This is a genomic window from Streptomyces sp. NPDC048484 (assembly GCF_040651415.1).
In the GTDB taxonomy this organism is placed as follows: domain Bacteria; phylum Actinomycetota; class Actinomycetes; order Streptomycetales; family Streptomycetaceae; genus Streptomyces.
In genome coordinates this window covers 249,066-264,308 of the sequence record NZ_JBEZJY010000001.1, presented here as the reverse complement: position 1 = coordinate 264,308, position 15,243 = coordinate 249,066, and the positions used below count along the sequence as shown (strand labels likewise).

Genomic DNA, 15,243 nt, shown 5'->3' with positions numbered 1-15,243 from the left:
GACGGGCCGACCACCCGTACGAGAAGGAGAAGTCATGGCGGAGCCCACGCCGCGTCGGAACGAGCCGCGGCTTCGCCCCGCGCCGCTGCTCTTCGAGCCCGCGGAGTCCGCCGCCGATCCGGAGCACTTCTTCGACCTGGAGTCGATCGACGACCCCCGGGCGCTGCTGATCCGCGCCACGGAGCTGACGCACGCGTTCCGCGCGGCCACCGACCGGGCCGTCGAGTTCCAGGCGATGGCCGCCGCACAGCTCGCCGACCCCCGTCGGTTCGACCGGCTCACTCCGGCAGCGATCGCCGAGCAGGCCGAGTGGACCGAGGACTACGCGAAGAAGATGGTCGAGTTCGGGCGGGAACTGCTGCGCGGCGCGGACGCCGAGGGGTATGCCGACCCGGTCTGAGCCCTGGCACATGCCAGATCGGGCATATGCCGAACGGGCAAGATACTCCACCCCGTCCCCCTTGTCCCGGATTCCGGAATCTCTGGGGAGTCGCTCGCTCACGCCCTGTAGATCTGGGTGCCATGAGCAGCGATCGGAACCTGGCAAGCACCGCGCCCCACGGCCCCGGTGCCGGCACCGGCACTGTCGAGGCACTCCCGGACCTGTTCGACGCCCTCGACAACCTCGACACTCTCGGCGCACCAAAGACCGATGCCACTGAAGTTCCAGAAGCCCTAGAAGCCCTAGAAGCCCTAGAAGCCCTAGAAGCACTAGAAGTCACAAATGTCGTAGAAGTCGCAGAAGCCGCAGAAGTCACCGGGGCCACCGGGGTCACCCCGGAAGGAGCGGCCTGGCTCGCCTCGGCGGGGACCTGTCCGCGCAGCACCCGCATCCTCTGGGAGGACCGGCCCACCGCCCCGGTGGTCCTGGCCTGCGGCTCCGCCTTCGACGTCGTCAACGCCCCCGCGATCTTCGGTCGCCTCATGCTGGACCGGCTGTGGGACGAGGGCCCGGGCTCGGGCCCCGTGGCCGCCCACCGGGGCCGGATGCTCCTGTTCGCCGCCCCGGGAACGGCACAGCGACTGCCCTCGCTCCTGGAGTGGGAGGAGCGGGGCTCGGGCGGCGCCTCCGACCGCTGCCGGGCCATCCCGCCGCTCCTCTGCCACGGCACCGGCGACGCGGTGACGGTCCCCGCGCCGACCCCCGCCACGCCGGCGGCACCGGCCTCCACCACCCGCCTCGACTCCCGCTGGCTCGTCGCCCCCGACACCCGCGATCCCTGGCTGCCGGGCCCGGAGGTCATGCTCTGGGCGGCGGTACGTGCGGCCCGGTCAGCGACCCGGCGACGGTTCCCGGAGCCCTCCCCCACGGCACCGATATCGATTTTTCCTCCCGCCGATCAGGGTGCTAAGGTCTACGACGTCAGCAGGCGCCGCTAGCTCAGTTGGTTAGAGCAGCTGACTCTTAATCAGCGGGTCCGGGGTTCGAGTCCCTGGCGGCGCACAGACGGTGAGAAGCCCCTCGCGAAAGCGGGGGGCTTCTCGCATACCCGCACGCGCCCGGCCCGGCGAGCGGCGCCCGTCCTCGCCCGTCAGCGTCCCGTTGAGATCGTCACCGTCCACGCTCCCGACGCCGTCCGGTCGTGCACCTCGATCCGTACGTCCTCGCCGGGCACGGTGAAGCTCTCGCCGAGGCCGACCGGCGCGTCCGCGAGCGGTCCGTAGACCGAGTCGTCCCAGCAGTCCCCCGAGCCGGGGTGCGCGTCGACGACCTCGATCGGCCCACGGCCCGACTCCGCCCCGCCGCGCACGCGGTAGACGAGTACACCCTGTGAGCAGGCCGCCCGGTCGCTGCCTGCCGGCCCCCGCACCTCGAAGGCGATGACGCGGTCCCGAGCCGTCCGCACCACGGCCAGCTTCGTCGCACCCCCCGATCCCAGCCCCGCCCATCCCGGCCCGGCTGCGGGCGCACCCGTCCGCTCGGACGCCCCCGCCCCCGCCCCCGCCCCCGTCCCGCCCGCCGCGGCCACCCCGGGACGCGCCGCCAACGGCTCCAGCGTCAGCCGCTTACCTCGGCGGCCCGCATCCCGTACGCACGCCACCTGGCGTGGTTCCAGCCACCCGAGTTTCCACTTGTGCCAGCCGAAGAGGTCGGGAGCGAGCCCGAACTGGCTGCCCATGAGATCCCAGTCGCCGACGTACGTGTCCCAGTCGCCCTTGCCGTCGGTGGGCCGGTGGTAGAGGTCGGGCAGATCGAAGACGTGGCCGGTCTCGTGGGCCAGGACCAGCCGGTCGGGCGGATGCTTCTCGAACACCGTGACGACCCGGCGGATGTCCGTGCCGTCGGCCCGCAGCGGCACGTCCATGTTGACCACCTTCGTCGCGTCCGAGTCGACTCCGGGAGCGTCGGGATCGGCGACGAAGTAGACGACGTCGTAGCGGGAGAAGTCGACCCGGCGGTCCGCCACCGTGAGGGCGTCCCGCAGATACGCGGAGCGCGCCGCGGCGTTCCAGTCGCGCTGTATGGCGTACGAGGTCGAAGCGCGGGGCATCTGGATCCACTCACGGAGCGGGTGCGGGTGCAGCCGGAACTTTCCGTACGAGGCCTGTTCGAAGAAGCGGCTGGTGGCCGGGAAGTAGTCGGCCGTCAGTTCGGCGGGCCTGGTCAGCGGCTCGGCATCCGGGAAGGACAGGAACACCATCACCGCGTCCAGCCGGCGGGCGGGGCGCGGATAGGCGGCGTTCCAGGTGTCCAGGCCCTCGGAGTGGTGGGCCGCGGTTCGCTTCAGCGCGCATGTCATCGAGAGCGGCACGGCGACCGAGGGGCCCGCCAGGGAGGTGGCGGCGAGCGCCGTCATGGAGGTGAACACAGCGGCGGGAGCACGCCATCGGTACCACCACCCGTACCGCCGTTCGCACCGCTGTCCGTACCCGCGCCATCGCCGCGCGTTCCCACGGGGTCGGACCCCGTCACGGGTGAGCCCCTTGAGGGGGAGCAGACGCGGCACGTCACCTCCGGATGCGGAATTCGGGATACCGCACCCAGACTGTGATGTTTTGAGCAGCTACGCCCTGTTTATCTGATCCAAAGGAGTGAGAGGGCCGACATCCGACCGAGAGCGTCGGGGAGCACCAGGGGGGCGCCAGGCCGCGCCGACACTTCGAGCACTCACAGAACGTCACAAGTGATCGGCCGGCGAAGGAACCCGTCCATGTGCGGGCAGAAACGATCTGTCAGAAAGGGATGCTCTTCCAGGACACTGGGCAGTAGCTGGAAGGGCTAACGGCCAGCCTCTATGATCGGCACACTTTCCTGCGCGGACACGGCTGGAGCGGCCGTCCACCACCGGCCGACCCCCGACGAGACCTGTTACGACGAACGACTGCACAGCGGGAGCGAACGGTGAGCGGAACGTCCGATGGGCCGGCGCCCACGGCAGACCTCGTTCGGTCGGCCGTCACGGAGAGTCAGATCGCGGCTTCTCCGCGCGCCGGGGCCCCTTCTCACGAGGAACGGGCCCGACGGGTCGAGCCCGTGGTAGACCCCCTGATCGACCCCCTGATCGACCCTCCGGTCGACCTGTCCACCGGGCTCCCGGTCGGCCTCTCGGCCGAGTTCCCGGTCGGTCTGGCGGCAGGACTTCCGGCGAGGCTCTCGGCCGCCGCCCCGGCCTTGCTCTCGCCGCACGCGGAGGCCGACACGGAAGCCGGTACGAGGGTCGATACGGGAGCCGGTACGGAAACCGGCACGGAAACCGGAGGCGGAGTCGATCCGGGAGTCGGCGGGGGATCCGGTACGGAGGTCGATGCCCGTACCTTTCGAGCCACCTTCGCCGCGGCTCCCCTCGCGATGGCCGTCGTGGACCGCGAGGGCCGGATCGTCACGGCCAACGACACCCTGGCCGCGCTGCTCGGCACGGCTTCCGACGGGACCGGTCTCACCGGCCGGATCGCCGCCGACCTGGTGGACCTCGCCTCGGACGTCCGCACCTGGCACGCGTACCGCGAGGTGCTCCGCGGCCGGCAGGCCAGGCTCCGCTGCACCCGACGGCTCAAACACCCCGACGGCCACTCGCTCTGGGCTCAGGTGACGGTCAGTCCGCTGCCCGAGGAGGAGCGGGCCGTACTGATCTCGGTCTCCGACATCAGCGGCCGCCGGGAGCTCCAGGCCCGCCTGCGGCATCTGCAGATGCACGACCCGGTGACGCGGCTGCCCAACCGCACCCTGTTCTTCGAGCGGCTCTCGGCCGCGTTGGAGGCGGAGGCGTACGAAGAGTCCGGCACCGGCCGCATCGGGCTGTGCTACCTGGACCTCGACGGGTTCAAGGCGGTCAACGACACGCTCGGCCACCGCGTCGGCGACCGGCTGCTCGCGGCCGTCGCCGAGCGGCTGACGCGCTGCGCGAACGAGGCCGGGTACGCCAGAACCGCCACGCCGCTGGTCGCCCGGCTCGGCGGCGACGAGTTCGCGCTGCTGGTCGAGGACTCGACGGGTACGGAGCAGCTCGCGGACCTGGCGGATTCCGTACTGAAGTCCCTGCAGGTGCCTTTCGACCTCTCCGGGCAGCGCCTCTCGGTCTCCGCCTCGATCGGTGTCGTCGAACGGCACGCGGCCGGCACCACCGCGACCGGACTGATGCAGGCCGCCGACACGACGCTGTACTGGGCGAAGGCCGACGGCAAGTCCCGCTGGACGCTCTTCGACCCGGAGCGCAACGCCCATCGCATGACCCGTCAGGCACTCTCCTCCACCCTGCGTCCGGCCGTCGAGCGCGGGGAGTTCACCCTGGAGTACCAGCCGTTGGTGTGCATGGAGGACGGGGTGGTGCGCGGCGTCGAGGCACTGGTGCGATGGAACCATCCTCAGTTCGGCACACTGACGCCGAATCGGTTCATCGGACTTGCCGAGGAGGACGGGTCGATCGTGCAGCTCGGCCGCTGGGTGCTGGCCACCGCCTGCCGGCAGGCGCGCCGGTGGCAGCTGGACCACCCGGACGCGGAGCCGATCTTCGTGAGTGTGAACGTGGCGGTGCGCCAGGTCTGGGACTCCGACCTGGTGTCCGACGTGGCGGCGATCCTCGCGGAGACCGGGCTCGCCCCGCGTCTCCTCCAGCTGGAACTCACCGAGTCCGCGGTGATGGGCTCCGCGGGCCGGCCGCTCCAGGCACTGCAGGCGCTCAGCGACATGGGCGTGGGCATCGCCATCGACGACTTCGGCACGGGCTACTCGAACCTCGCCTACCTCAGCCGCCTGCCGGTCTCGGTGCTGAAGCTCGACGGGTCGTTCGTGCGCGGCTTCCAGTACGAGAGCGGGGACTACGAGGGCGGCGACGGCGCCGCCGCGCCGCCCAACCCGGCCGACGAGGTCGTCGTCGAGGCGATGATCCAGCTCGCGCACCGGCTCGGTCTGACGGTCACCGCCGAGTGCGTGGAGACGGCGGGCCAGGCGACCCGCCTGCGGCGCATCGGCTGCGACACCGGCCAGGGATGGCTGTACTCCCGGCCGGTGGCGCCGGATCGTATCTCCGCACTTCTGACCGCGGCGGCCTGCCCTCAGACCTGAGGCGCCCCAGGCAGTCCGTAGGCGTCCGCGATCAGTTCGTACGAGCGCAGGCGTACCGCGCCGCTGTGGGCGTTGCCCGTGAGCATCAGCTCGTCGGCGCCGGTGCGCTTGCGGAGGTCGTCGAGGCCGGAGCGGACCTCGTCGGCGGTGCCGTGGACGACGTTCGCGTTCCACGAGTCGACGAAGTCCCGCTCCATCGGGCTGAACGCGTACGCCTCCGCCTCCTCCGGGGTGGGGACCAGGCCCGGGCGGCCGGTGCGCAGGCGGACCATGTTCAGCGCGGCGGCCATGACCTGGCGGCGGGCCTCCTTCTCGTCGTCCGTCGCGAGGGCGGAGACGCCGATGAGGGCGTAGGGCGCGTCGAGCAGGGCCGACGGCCGGAAGGACTCCCGGTAGAGGTCGAGCGCCGGGACGGTGTTCTGCGCCGAGAAGTGGTGCGCGAAGGCGAAGGGCAGGCCGAGGCTGCCGGCGAGGCGGGCGCTGAAGCCGGAGGAGCCGAGCAGCCAGATGGGAGGCCGGTGCGGGGACTGGACCCCGCCGGGCGAGGTCGACTGGACCGGGCCCGGGACCGCGTGGATGCGGGCGTAGGGGTGACCGTCCGGGAAGTCGTCGTCCAGGAAGCGGGTCAGTTCCGCGAGCTGCTGGGGGAAGTCGTCGGCGCCCTCGTTCAGCCGTTCCGTGCGGCGCAGGGCCGCGGCCGTGGCGCCGTCCGTGCCGGGGGCCCGGCCGAGACCGAGGTCGACGCGGCCCGGGGCCAGCGCTTCGAGGGTGCCGAACTGCTCCGCGATGACCAGCGGGGCGTGGTTCGGCAGCATCACGCCGCCGGAGCCCAGCCGGATACGGGTCGTGTGGGCGGCCAGGTGGGCGAGGATCACCGCCGGTGAGGAGGACGCCACGCCCGGCATGGAGTGGTGTTCGGCCACCCAGTAACGGTGGAATCCGCGGGCTTCCGCGAGGCGGGACAGCTCGGCACTGGTCCGCAGGGCCTCGGTCGCGGTGTGGCCGGCGCCGACAGTGACCAGGTCCAGGACGGAAAGGGGCACCGGGGCGGTGCCCTGTGCGGCGCCTCGGATCTCGTCGGTCTCGGTGGACGTGTGGTCCGGTACCGCCACGGGGTTCCTCCTGTTAGTGCTCGCGTCTTACGCGAGGTGCTAACGGGAGGTTGGCTCCGGTTATTCCTCCGTCCCCGCCGCCCCAGCCCGTCCGGCGTTTGAGGACCGGGGGTTCGGGGGCTGGCCCCCGAGACGGGACGGGCAGGGGCGGCGGGGGCGAGAACAGGCTCACGCCTGCACGCGTGGCTCCTTCGTGAAGAGCGCGCCCAGTTCCGGCGCGTTCACCCGGCGGTCGGTGAGACGCAGGGCCTCCCAGACGGTGACCTGGTTGGCGGTGAGCACCGGCTTGCCCAGTTCCTTCTCCAGGGCCGGGATGCAGGACGCCGTGTGCAGGGCGGTGTCCGGGAGCAGCAGCGCCTCCGCCTCGGGGTGGTCGGCCGCGCGCGCCAGCGCCAGGACCTCCGCCTCACCCCAGGTGCCCACCTCGGCGGCCGTGATGATCCCGGAACCGCGTACGGAGAGGACCTGGAGGCCCGCGTCGGTCAGGAACGACGAGAAGAGCGCGGCCACGTCGTCCGGGTACGTGGCGCCGATCGCGATCCGCTTCACACCCAGCTCACGTGCGGCGTGGGCGAACGCGAAGGACGTCGAGGAAGCCGGCAGCCCCGCCGTCACGGCCAGGGTGCGGACCTGGTCGTGGGCGCCCTGCCAGCCGTACACGAAGCTGCCGCTGGTGCAGGCCCAGATCACCGCCTCGGCACCGGACAGGCGCAGTTCTTCGACGCGGGCTCCGAGGCGGGCGGCCGAGCCCATCTCCAGCAGGGCGTCCACGCGGTGGGCGTCCTCGCCGATGTCCGTGTGGACGACCTGAAGGCGGATGTCGCTCCCGAGGAGCTGCTCGATGCGCGGGTAGTCGTCCTCGGCCGAATGGCCCGGGTAGAGAAATCCGAGAGCCGTCATGCCCAACCTTCCTGTTCTTCCGGTAGTGCGGGCGGTACGGGCCGCTGTCGGGCCGACTCGTCGGTCAGCGCCTGGTACGGCCCCACCGCCCGGGTACCCAGATGGCGCAGTGCGGCCCACATCGTCACCTGGTTGGCCGAGATCACCGGGATGCGCAGCTCGGCCTCCAGCTGCGGGATGACGTCGTACGTCGGGAGGTTGGTGCAGCTGATGAAGAGCGCGTCGGCGGACCCCTGTACCGCGCCGCGGGCCATGGCGACGACATCGCGGTACGGGACCTTCCAGATGTGCCTGGTCAGGCCCATGTAGTCGCGGCCGGTGACCGTGATGCCCGCTTCGGCGAGGTACTCCTCAAGGGACTGGGTGACGGAGACCGTGTAGGGCGTGACCAGGGCGATCCGCCGTACGTCCAGCTCCTCCAGGGCCTGGAGGAGGGCGCCGGACGTGGTCACGGAGGGCACCTCGCCTGCCCGGGTCATGGCCTCGCACATGGCGCGCTCGCCGGGGATCCCGCCGACGAAGCTGCCGGACGTGCAGGCGTAGGCGACGATCTCGGGCTGGACGGCGTTCAGCGCGCGCACCGCGTCGCCGAGCGTCTCGTGCTCGCTGACCAGGCGCGCCAGGTCGAGGCTGACCTCGACAGGCACGAACGGGGTACGGGTGAGGTGCAGCGACACCTCGTCGGGGACCCATCGCCACAGTTCGCGGTCGAGGGCGAAATCGAAGGGAGCGACGACGCCGACACCCCGTTGAGGGTGTGGTCCACCAAGGAAGGAGACGTCCATGAGCAGCCCCAAACTCGGGTCTAACGAGTGGTGGAGACCGGCCGCGGCCGGGGGACACAAGCCGGCGCAGGCCGGGACGTCGGGACAGGAGCAGACGGGATCCCCGGAACCACCAGGAAAAGAGCCCGTGTTGACGAAGGTAGGTTCCGGTGCGAGCGTGGTCAATCCGCCCATCTCAGACGGCTTGCCCGATGTCCCGCAGCAGTACTCCACCCAGAGAAGCGGACCTTCGTTGCGAAATGGTTTCCCCCCGATGACCACTGCCCTGACCTCTCCCCCGTCCCCGGACGTGGCCGAAAAGCCGATGTTGCTGGTGCTGGGGGCCGAGCCGCCCCCCCGGCTCGGCCGGCTCACCGGGCGGGCGCGTATCGAGTACGCGGACGAATCGACGCTGGCCGCGCTGCTGCCCTCGGCGGACGTACTGCTGGTCTGGGACTTCGGCTCGCACGCGGTGCGCCGGGTCTGGCCGGGCGCGGGGCCCCGGCCGCGCTGGGTGCACACGGCGAGCGCCGGCGTCGACCATCTGATGTGCCCCGAACTCGCCGAGTCCGACACGCTGGTGACGAACGCGCGTGGCGTCTTCGACCAGCCGATCGCGGAGTACGTGGCCGCGCTCGTCCTCGCCATGGCCAAGGACCTGCCGCGCACGCTGGAGCTGCAGGGGGCGCGCGAGTGGCGGCACCGCGCGTCGCAGCGGGTGGCGGGCACGCGCGCGTGCGTGGTGGGCTCCGGGCCCATCGGGCGGGCGATCGAGCACACGCTGGGGGCTCTCGGAATCACGACGGCGCTCGTCGGACGCACCGCGCGCGACGGCGTGCACGCCCCGGAGGAACTGGACCGGCTGATGGCCCGCGCCGACTGGGTGGTGTCCGCGGCGCCGCTCACCGAGGAGACCCGCGGGATGTTCGACGCGCGGCGCTTCGGGCTGATGCAGCCGTCGGCGCGCTTCGTGAACATCGGCCGCGGGCAGCTCGTCGTGGAGGACGCGCTTGCCAAGGCCCTGAAGGAGCGGGGGATCGCGGGGGCGGCACTCGACGTCTTCGAGCACGAGCCGCTCGGCCCCGACAGCCCGTTGTGGGAGGTCCCGGGCCTGATCGTGTCACCCCACATGAGCGGCGACACGGTGGGCTGGCGGGACGAACTGGGTACGCAGTTCGTGGAGTTGTACGAGCTCTGGGAGGCGGGTAGCCCTCTGCCGAACGTCGTCGACAAACGGCGTGGATACGTACCCGGCCACTGACGCACGGGCCACTGACACACGTGACACACGTTGGAGGGGCGGATGACCGAACTCACCGAGCTGACCGCTGTACGACTCGTCGAGGGGTATCGAAAGGGCGAATTCAGCCCCGTGGACGTGACGCGGGCCGCACTGCGCAGAGCCGAGGAGATCCAGCCCGCGGTGAACGCGTTCGTACGTCTGGACGAGGAGGCAGCTCTCGCGCAGGCCCTTGACTCCGCCGAGCGATGGCGGCGCGGTGAGCCGGCCGGCCTGGTGGACGGCGTGCCGGTCTCGGTGAAGGACATCCTGCTGATGCGGGGCGGGCCGACCCTGCGGGGTTCGAGGACCGTTTCCCAGACGGGACGCTGGGACGAGGACGCGCCGTCGGTGGCGCGGCTGCGTGAGCACGGGGCGGTCTTCCTGGGCCGGACGACGACCCCCGAGTTCGGCTGGAAGGGCGTCACCGACTCACCGGTCTCGGGGGTGACGCGCAACCCGTACGACCCGTCGCGCACCTCCGGCGGATCGAGCGGCGGCAGCGCGGCGGCCGTGGCGCTGGGCGCGGGTCCGCTGTCTCTCGGCACGGACGGGGGCGGCAGTGTCCGCATCCCCGGTTCCTTCTGCGGGATCTTCGCGCTGAAGCCGACGTACGGGAGGGTGCCGCTGTATCCGGCGAGCGCGTTCGGAACGCTCGCGCACGTGGGACCGATGACGCGGGACGCCGCGGACGCGGCGCTGATGATGGACGTCATCAGCGGGCCGGACATCCGCGACTGGTCAGGTCTCGGACCGGCGAGCGGCTCGTTCACGGACGGCCTGGACGGCGCCGTACGGACCGGTGATGTGCGGACCGGTGAGGTACGGGCCGGTGACGTGCGGGGGCTGCGGGTGGCCTACTCGCCCTCCTTCGGCGGGCAGGTGGCGGTGCGGCCCGGGGTCGCGGCGGCGGTGCGGCGCGCGGTGGAGGGGCTCGCGTCCCTCGGCGCGTACGTCGAGGAGGCGGACCCCGACTTCACGGACCCCGTCGAGGCGTTCCATGTGCTGTGGTTCAGCGGGGCGGCGCGGGTGACGCAGCGGCTCGGTCCGCAGCAGCGGAAGCTGCTCGACCCGGGACTGCGGGAGATCTGCGCGCTCGGGGAGCGGTTCAGCGCGCTGGACTACCTCGCCGCGGTGGACGTCCGTATGGAGCTGGGCCGGCGGATGGGCCGCTTCCACGACACGTACGACGTGCTGGTGACCCCCACGATGCCGATCACGGCGTTCGAGGCGGGTGTGGAGGTGCCCCGCGGTTCGGGGCACCGCAGGTGGACGGGCTGGACGCCGTTCACCTACCCCTTCAACCTGACGCAGCAGCCCGCGGCGACCGTGCCGGTCGGACTGGACGAGGGCGGCCTCCCGGTAGGCCTCCAGATCACAGCGGCCCGCCACCAGGACCCCCTGGTCCTCCGAACGGCCCACGCCCTGTACACAGCAGGAATGGCAGGCATCACACCCCCGCCACCCCTCTCCTAGGCCCGCCGCAGACGCCTTCCAGCGGCGCGCCCCTGAGGGCCCGCCGCAGGCGCCTCTCAGGGGCGCGGGGAACTGCGCGACCAGCCCCCACCGGCCCGCAGCTCCCCACACCCCGGGGCCGGGGCCCCAGTCCCTGGTCCCGAGGCCCACGCCCCGGGACCAGGGCCCACCCCGGGACCCGCACCCCACCCCGGGACGGGGCCCCTCACACCCGCCGAAAACTCAGCGACTCCCCCAGCGCCCCCGCACGCCACAGGTCGTTACAGGCCTCCGCCATCGCGTCCAGCCCCTCCACGATCTGCCCCCACACGATCCCCGGTACCCACCCCACATCCCCGTTGAGCAGCAGATTGTTCCGCTCGTAGAACAGCGCGAGGTCGATCACGGGCGTACCGGCCTGGACGCCGGAGGCACCCCCGTACCCGTACGCCTGCGAACCCAGCTGCGTGCCGGAGAACGAGAAGTAGCAGAGGTCGCCCGGAATGGGAGTGACGGTCGGGTTCTCCAGCGGTGGCTCGGCCGGCGCGAAGGCCGGAAGCAGGGTGTAGATCTCGTTGCGGGCGTACTTGGCGTGGTACACGTCTCCGCTGAGCGGCAAGGCGTTCCACACCGCCTCGCAGGTGATCGGCGCGCGGTCGTCGAGGAGCTTCGCCGTGCAGTGGACTCCGCGCTTGGGCAGGGACACGTCGATGTAGCGGTCAGCCATACTTTCCATGGTCCACCCGGGGTCAATACCGCCGCCACGGCAAGCGGGGCGCAAACTGATGCGCATATTTTGCGTCGTCCGGGGTAGCCACGCGCCCATGGCTCCACGAATTGGGAACGACTCGAAGGAAGCTTCGCCGGACGTAGGGCGCCACAGCCCACGCGGCGCGAGCCGCCGGTCGCTGCTGGCCGGTGTCGCGGCGCTCGGTGCGCTCGGCGCCGCCGGCTGCAGCCGGGTGGCGACAGCGTCGGGCAAGGACGGCGGTGACCTCCTGGACCGCTTGAAGGCCCAGGGTGTCGTACGCCTCGGCATCGCCGGTGAGATCCCCTTCGGCTACATCGACAAGGACGGCGAGCTCACGGGCGAGGCCCCGGAACTGGCGAGGGTCATCTTCAAGCGGCTGGGGGTGGACAGCGTCCAGCCCGTACCCACGGAGTTCGGCTCGCTCATTCCCGGTCTGAAGTCCCAGCAGTTCGACGTGGTCGCCGCCGGGATGTACATCAACGCCGAGCGCTGTGCGCAGGTGATCTTCTCCGACCCCGACTACCAGATGCTCGACGCCTTCATCGTGCGCAACGGCAACCCGAAGAACCTGCGCAACTACAAGGACGTCGTGAAGTCGAAGGCGAAATTCGCCACCGGCACCGGCTACGCGGAGATCCAGTACGCGGTCGAGGCCGGCTACAAGGAAAGCGACATACTGATCGTCCAGGACCAGGTAGCGGGCATGAACGCCGTCGAGGCGGGCCGTGTCGACGTCTTCGCCGGGACGGCGCTGACCACCCGCGAGGTCGTCAAGAAGTCCCGCAAGGTGGAGTCGACCGAGCCGTTCGCGCCCCTCGTGGGCGGCAAGCCGCACACCGACGGAGGCGGCTTCGCGTTCCGCCCGACAGAAACGAAACTGCGGGACGCCTTCAACGTGGAACTCAAGAAAATGAAGGAGAGCGGTGAGTTGCTCCGGGTCCTCCGTCCCTTCGGTTTCACCAAGAACGAGATGACCGATATGACCGCGAAGGAGCTGTGCGGCGGATGACATCGGGACTCTGGGAACTAGTACTGAAGGGGATCTGGGTCACGGTCCAGCTGCTGGTTTTCAGCGCGCTGCTGGCCGCGGCCGTCTCCTTCGTGGTGGGTGTCGCACGCGTCCACCGGCTGTGGATCGTCCGCTTCCTCGCGGGCTTCTACACCGAGGTGTTCCGCGGCACCTCGGCGCTGATCATGATCTTCTGGGTGTTCTTCGTACTGCCGCCCGCCTTCGGCTGGCAGCTGGTCCCGATGTGGGCGGGCACACTCGCGCTGGGTCTGACGTACGGGGCGTACGGCTCCGAGATCGTGCGCGGCTCCCTGAACTCCGTCGACCCGGCGCAGCTGGAGGGCGGTATCGCGCTCAGCTTCACGCCCTGGCAGCGGTTGCGGCTGATCCTGCTTCCGCAGGCGGTGCCGGAGATGATCCCGCCTTTCTCCAACCTGCTGATCGAGCTGCTCAAGGGCACCGCCCTGGTGTCCGTGATGGGCATGGGCGACCTGGCGTTCAGCGGAAACCTCGTGCGGCTCGCGCTGCAGGAGAGCGCGGAGATCTACACGTACATCCTGTTGATCTACTTCGTGATCGCCTTCCTCCTCACGCGGCTCATGCGCGGACTGGAGAAGCGGCTCAAGGCCGGAGTCGGAGAGGTTCCTGAGAAGGGTGTGTCCCAGGCCGAGCTGCACCGCCCGGAGACCACCGGAGTCGGCGGAGGTGCCGTATGACATGGGACTGGAGTGCCGTCGGCGACTTCATGCCGCACTTCTGGGACGGACTGCTGGTCACCCTGCAGGCCCTGGTGCTCGGCTCGCTGATCTCCTTCGCCCTCGGGCTGGTGTGGGCGCTGCTGATGCGCACACCGACCCGCTGGGTACGCTGGCCGGTCGGGGTGGTCACGGAGTTCATCCGCAACACCCCGCTGCTGGTGCAGCTGTTCTTCCTCTTCTATGTGCTGCCCGAGTGGAACATCACGTTCTCCGCGATGACCACGGGTGTCGTCGCGATCGGACTGCACTACTCGACGTACACGATGCAGGTCTACCGGGCCGGGATCGAGGGCGTGCCGGTCGGCCAATGGGAAGCGGCCACGGCACTGAACCTGCCCATGACCCGGACCTGGACGGCGGTGATCCTGCCGCAGGCGATCCGCCGGGTGGTGCCCGCTCTGGGCAACTACGTCATCTCGATGCTCAAGGACACGCCGATGCTCATGGCGATCACCGTCCTCGACATGCTCGGCGAGGCGCGTCTGTTCGCGCAGCAGAACTTCCAGTTCACCGAGCCCCTGACCGTCATCGGGGTGGCCTTCATCCTCATTTCCTATCCGGCTTCCCTCCTCATGCGAGCCCTGGAGCGACGTCTTGTCCGCTGACACCCCTTCCGAGACCCCGCTGGCGAAAGAGCCCGCCACCGACACCACCACCGACCCCGTCACCGACTCGGGCGCCAATCCGGCGGTGGACGGCAGCGAGCTGATCCGCTTCGACAAGGTCACCAAGCGCTTCGGCGGCAACACGGTCCTCGACGAGCTGGACTTCTCCGTCGCGTCCGGCAAGCACGTCACGCTGATCGGCCCGTCCGGCTCCGGCAAGACGACGATCCTGCGGCTGCTGATGACTCTGCTCAAGCCCGACGAGGGCACGATCAAGGTGGGCGGCGACTACCTCACCCACGAGGAGAAGAACGGCAAGCTGGTCCCGGCCGGCGAGAAGCACGTCCGCGAGGTCCGCAAGAACATCGGGATGGTCTTCCAGCAGTTCAACCTCTTCCCCAACATGAAGGTGCTGCGCAACATCACCGAGGCGCCGGTCACCGTACTCGGCATGTCCAAGGACGCGGCCGAGGAGCGGGCCCGCGAGCTGCTCGACCTGGTGGGTCTGGCCGAGCACATCGACAAGTACCCGAGCCAGCTCTCGGGCGGGCAGCAGCAGCGCGTCGCGATCGCACGGGCCCTGGCGATGCGGCCACAGGTGCTGCTTCTCGACGAGGTGACGTCCGCGCTCGACCCCGAGCTGGTCGTGGGCGTGCTCGACGTACTGCGGGACATCGCGAGCAGCACCGACATCACGATGCTCTGTGTGACCCACGAGATGAGCTTCGCCCGGGACATCTCCGACCAGGTCCTGATGTTCGACTCCGGGCGGGTTCTGGAGTCCGGCCCGCCGGAGAAGATCTTCGGCGACCCGGAGCACGACAGGACCAGGGAGTTCCTCGGCGCGGTGCTGTGACGCACAAGGACCGCCCGAGGGCGTCCGAGAACGCCCAAGGACGCACAAAGGCCCGAGGTCGGGCCGCCGGTTCATGACGTTGGCATATGCCAGCGGAGTGCGCCGCTGTTGAGAGGGACTGGAACGCGCCACCAATCTCGCCAACAGCCCCTCCCGGTACCCGCCTCGGCGGCTATCGTGGAGGGGGCCCGGCCGTCCGGGCTGCGTTGATGTGCAGGTCGAGGTGCGTTTCGTCGACGTGCACACCGGGC

Annotated in this window: 13 protein-coding genes, 1 tRNA gene and 1 pseudogene; 10 read left to right on the top strand and 5 right to left on the bottom strand. The window is 70.5% G+C overall.

Annotated features, from left to right (window positions below; genetic code table 11):
• The first annotated feature begins 34 nt into the window (after positions 1–34).
• From AB0D14_RS01110 to AB0D14_RS01100, 3 genes and pseudogenes are all read left to right on the top strand, one after another.
• Positions 35–400, top strand: coding sequence for a hypothetical protein (locus AB0D14_RS01110; RefSeq protein ID WP_362772806.1), 366 nt, complete (start codon positions 35–37; stop codon positions 398–400).
• Positions 401–765: 365 nt separating this feature from the next.
• Positions 766–1,380 (top strand): annotated as a pseudogene (locus AB0D14_RS01105) (bifunctional DNA primase/polymerase); the annotation flags it as partial.
• Positions 1,371–1,444, top strand: a tRNA-Lys gene (locus tag AB0D14_RS01100). The pseudogene AB0D14_RS01105 and the gene AB0D14_RS01100, both read left to right, overlap by 10 nt.
• Positions 1,445–1,532: 88 nt before the next feature.
• Here the strand turns inward: AB0D14_RS01100 and AB0D14_RS01095 are convergent.
• On the bottom strand, positions 1,533–2,948 hold the full coding sequence (locus AB0D14_RS01095; protein WP_362772803.1) for a M6 family metalloprotease domain-containing protein: 1,416 nt from the start codon (positions 2,946–2,948) through the stop codon (positions 1,533–1,535).
• Between the two features lie 527 nt (positions 2,949–3,475).
• Here AB0D14_RS01095 and AB0D14_RS01090 point away from each other — a divergent pair.
• The gene (locus tag AB0D14_RS01090; protein WP_362772800.1) at positions 3,476–5,503 is read left to right on the top strand and encodes an EAL domain-containing protein; all 2,028 of its coding nucleotides are present in this window, start codon (positions 3,476–3,478) and stop codon (positions 5,501–5,503) included.
• Here AB0D14_RS01090 and AB0D14_RS01085 read toward each other — a convergent pair.
• From AB0D14_RS01085 to AB0D14_RS01075, 3 genes are all read right to left on the bottom strand, one after another.
• Positions 5,494–6,615, bottom strand: a complete 1,122-nt coding sequence (locus AB0D14_RS01085) for an LLM class flavin-dependent oxidoreductase (RefSeq protein WP_362772798.1) — start codon at positions 6,613–6,615, stop codon at positions 5,494–5,496. The genes AB0D14_RS01090 and AB0D14_RS01085 overlap by 10 nt on opposite strands.
• Before the next feature lie 168 nt (positions 6,616–6,783).
• The gene (locus AB0D14_RS01080) at positions 6,784–7,515 is read right to left on the bottom strand and encodes a decarboxylase (RefSeq protein WP_362772795.1); all 732 of its coding nucleotides are present in this window, start codon (positions 7,513–7,515) and stop codon (positions 6,784–6,786) included.
• Complete coding sequence (locus AB0D14_RS01075) at positions 7,512–8,300, bottom strand: aspartate/glutamate racemase family protein (RefSeq protein WP_362772792.1); 789 nt, start codon at positions 8,298–8,300, stop codon at positions 7,512–7,514. Before AB0D14_RS01075 ends, AB0D14_RS01080 begins: the two co-directional genes overlap by 4 nt.
• A 253-nt stretch (positions 8,301–8,553) precedes the next feature.
• Here AB0D14_RS01075 and AB0D14_RS01070 point away from each other — a divergent pair, with 253 nt between their 5' ends.
• Positions 8,554–9,540 (top strand): D-2-hydroxyacid dehydrogenase, encoded by a 987-nt coding sequence (locus AB0D14_RS01070; RefSeq protein WP_362772789.1) that lies wholly within the window; start codon positions 8,554–8,556, stop codon positions 9,538–9,540.
• A 42-nt stretch (positions 9,541–9,582) separates the two neighbouring features.
• Positions 9,583–11,034: an amidase gene (locus AB0D14_RS01065; RefSeq protein ID WP_362772787.1), complete on the top strand. Its 1,452-nt coding sequence runs from the start codon at positions 9,583–9,585 to the stop codon at positions 11,032–11,034.
• A 205-nt stretch (positions 11,035–11,239) separates the two neighbouring features.
• Here AB0D14_RS01065 and AB0D14_RS01060 read toward each other — a convergent pair whose 3' ends face one another.
• A complete protein-coding gene (locus tag AB0D14_RS01060; RefSeq protein ID WP_362772784.1) occupies positions 11,240–11,740 on the bottom strand; it encodes a DUF3830 family protein in 501 nt (166 codons plus the stop codon).
• Between the two features lie 184 nt (positions 11,741–11,924).
• Here AB0D14_RS01060 and ehuB point away from each other — a divergent pair, with 184 nt between their 5' ends.
• The 4 genes from ehuB to ehuA all read left to right on the top strand — a co-directional run bounded on the left by ehuB (position 11,925) and on the right by ehuA (position 14,992).
• Complete coding sequence (gene ehuB, locus AB0D14_RS01055; RefSeq protein ID WP_362773143.1) at positions 11,925–12,773, top strand: ectoine/hydroxyectoine ABC transporter substrate-binding protein EhuB; 849 nt, start codon at positions 11,925–11,927, stop codon at positions 12,771–12,773.
• Positions 12,770–13,489, top strand: coding sequence for an ectoine/hydroxyectoine ABC transporter permease subunit EhuC (gene ehuC / locus AB0D14_RS01050; protein ID WP_362772781.1), 720 nt, complete (start codon positions 12,770–12,772; stop codon positions 13,487–13,489). Before ehuB ends, ehuC begins: the two co-directional genes overlap by 4 nt.
• Positions 13,486–14,136: an ectoine/hydroxyectoine ABC transporter permease subunit EhuD gene (gene ehuD, locus AB0D14_RS01045; protein ID WP_362772779.1), complete on the top strand. Its 651-nt coding sequence runs from the start codon at positions 13,486–13,488 to the stop codon at positions 14,134–14,136. Before ehuC ends, ehuD begins: the two co-directional genes overlap by 4 nt.
• Positions 14,137–14,221: 85 nt before the next feature.
• The gene (gene ehuA / locus AB0D14_RS01040) at positions 14,222–14,992 is read left to right on the top strand and encodes an ectoine/hydroxyectoine ABC transporter ATP-binding protein EhuA (protein WP_362773141.1); all 771 of its coding nucleotides are present in this window, start codon (positions 14,222–14,224) and stop codon (positions 14,990–14,992) included.
• Positions 14,993–15,243 lie beyond the last annotated feature (251 nt).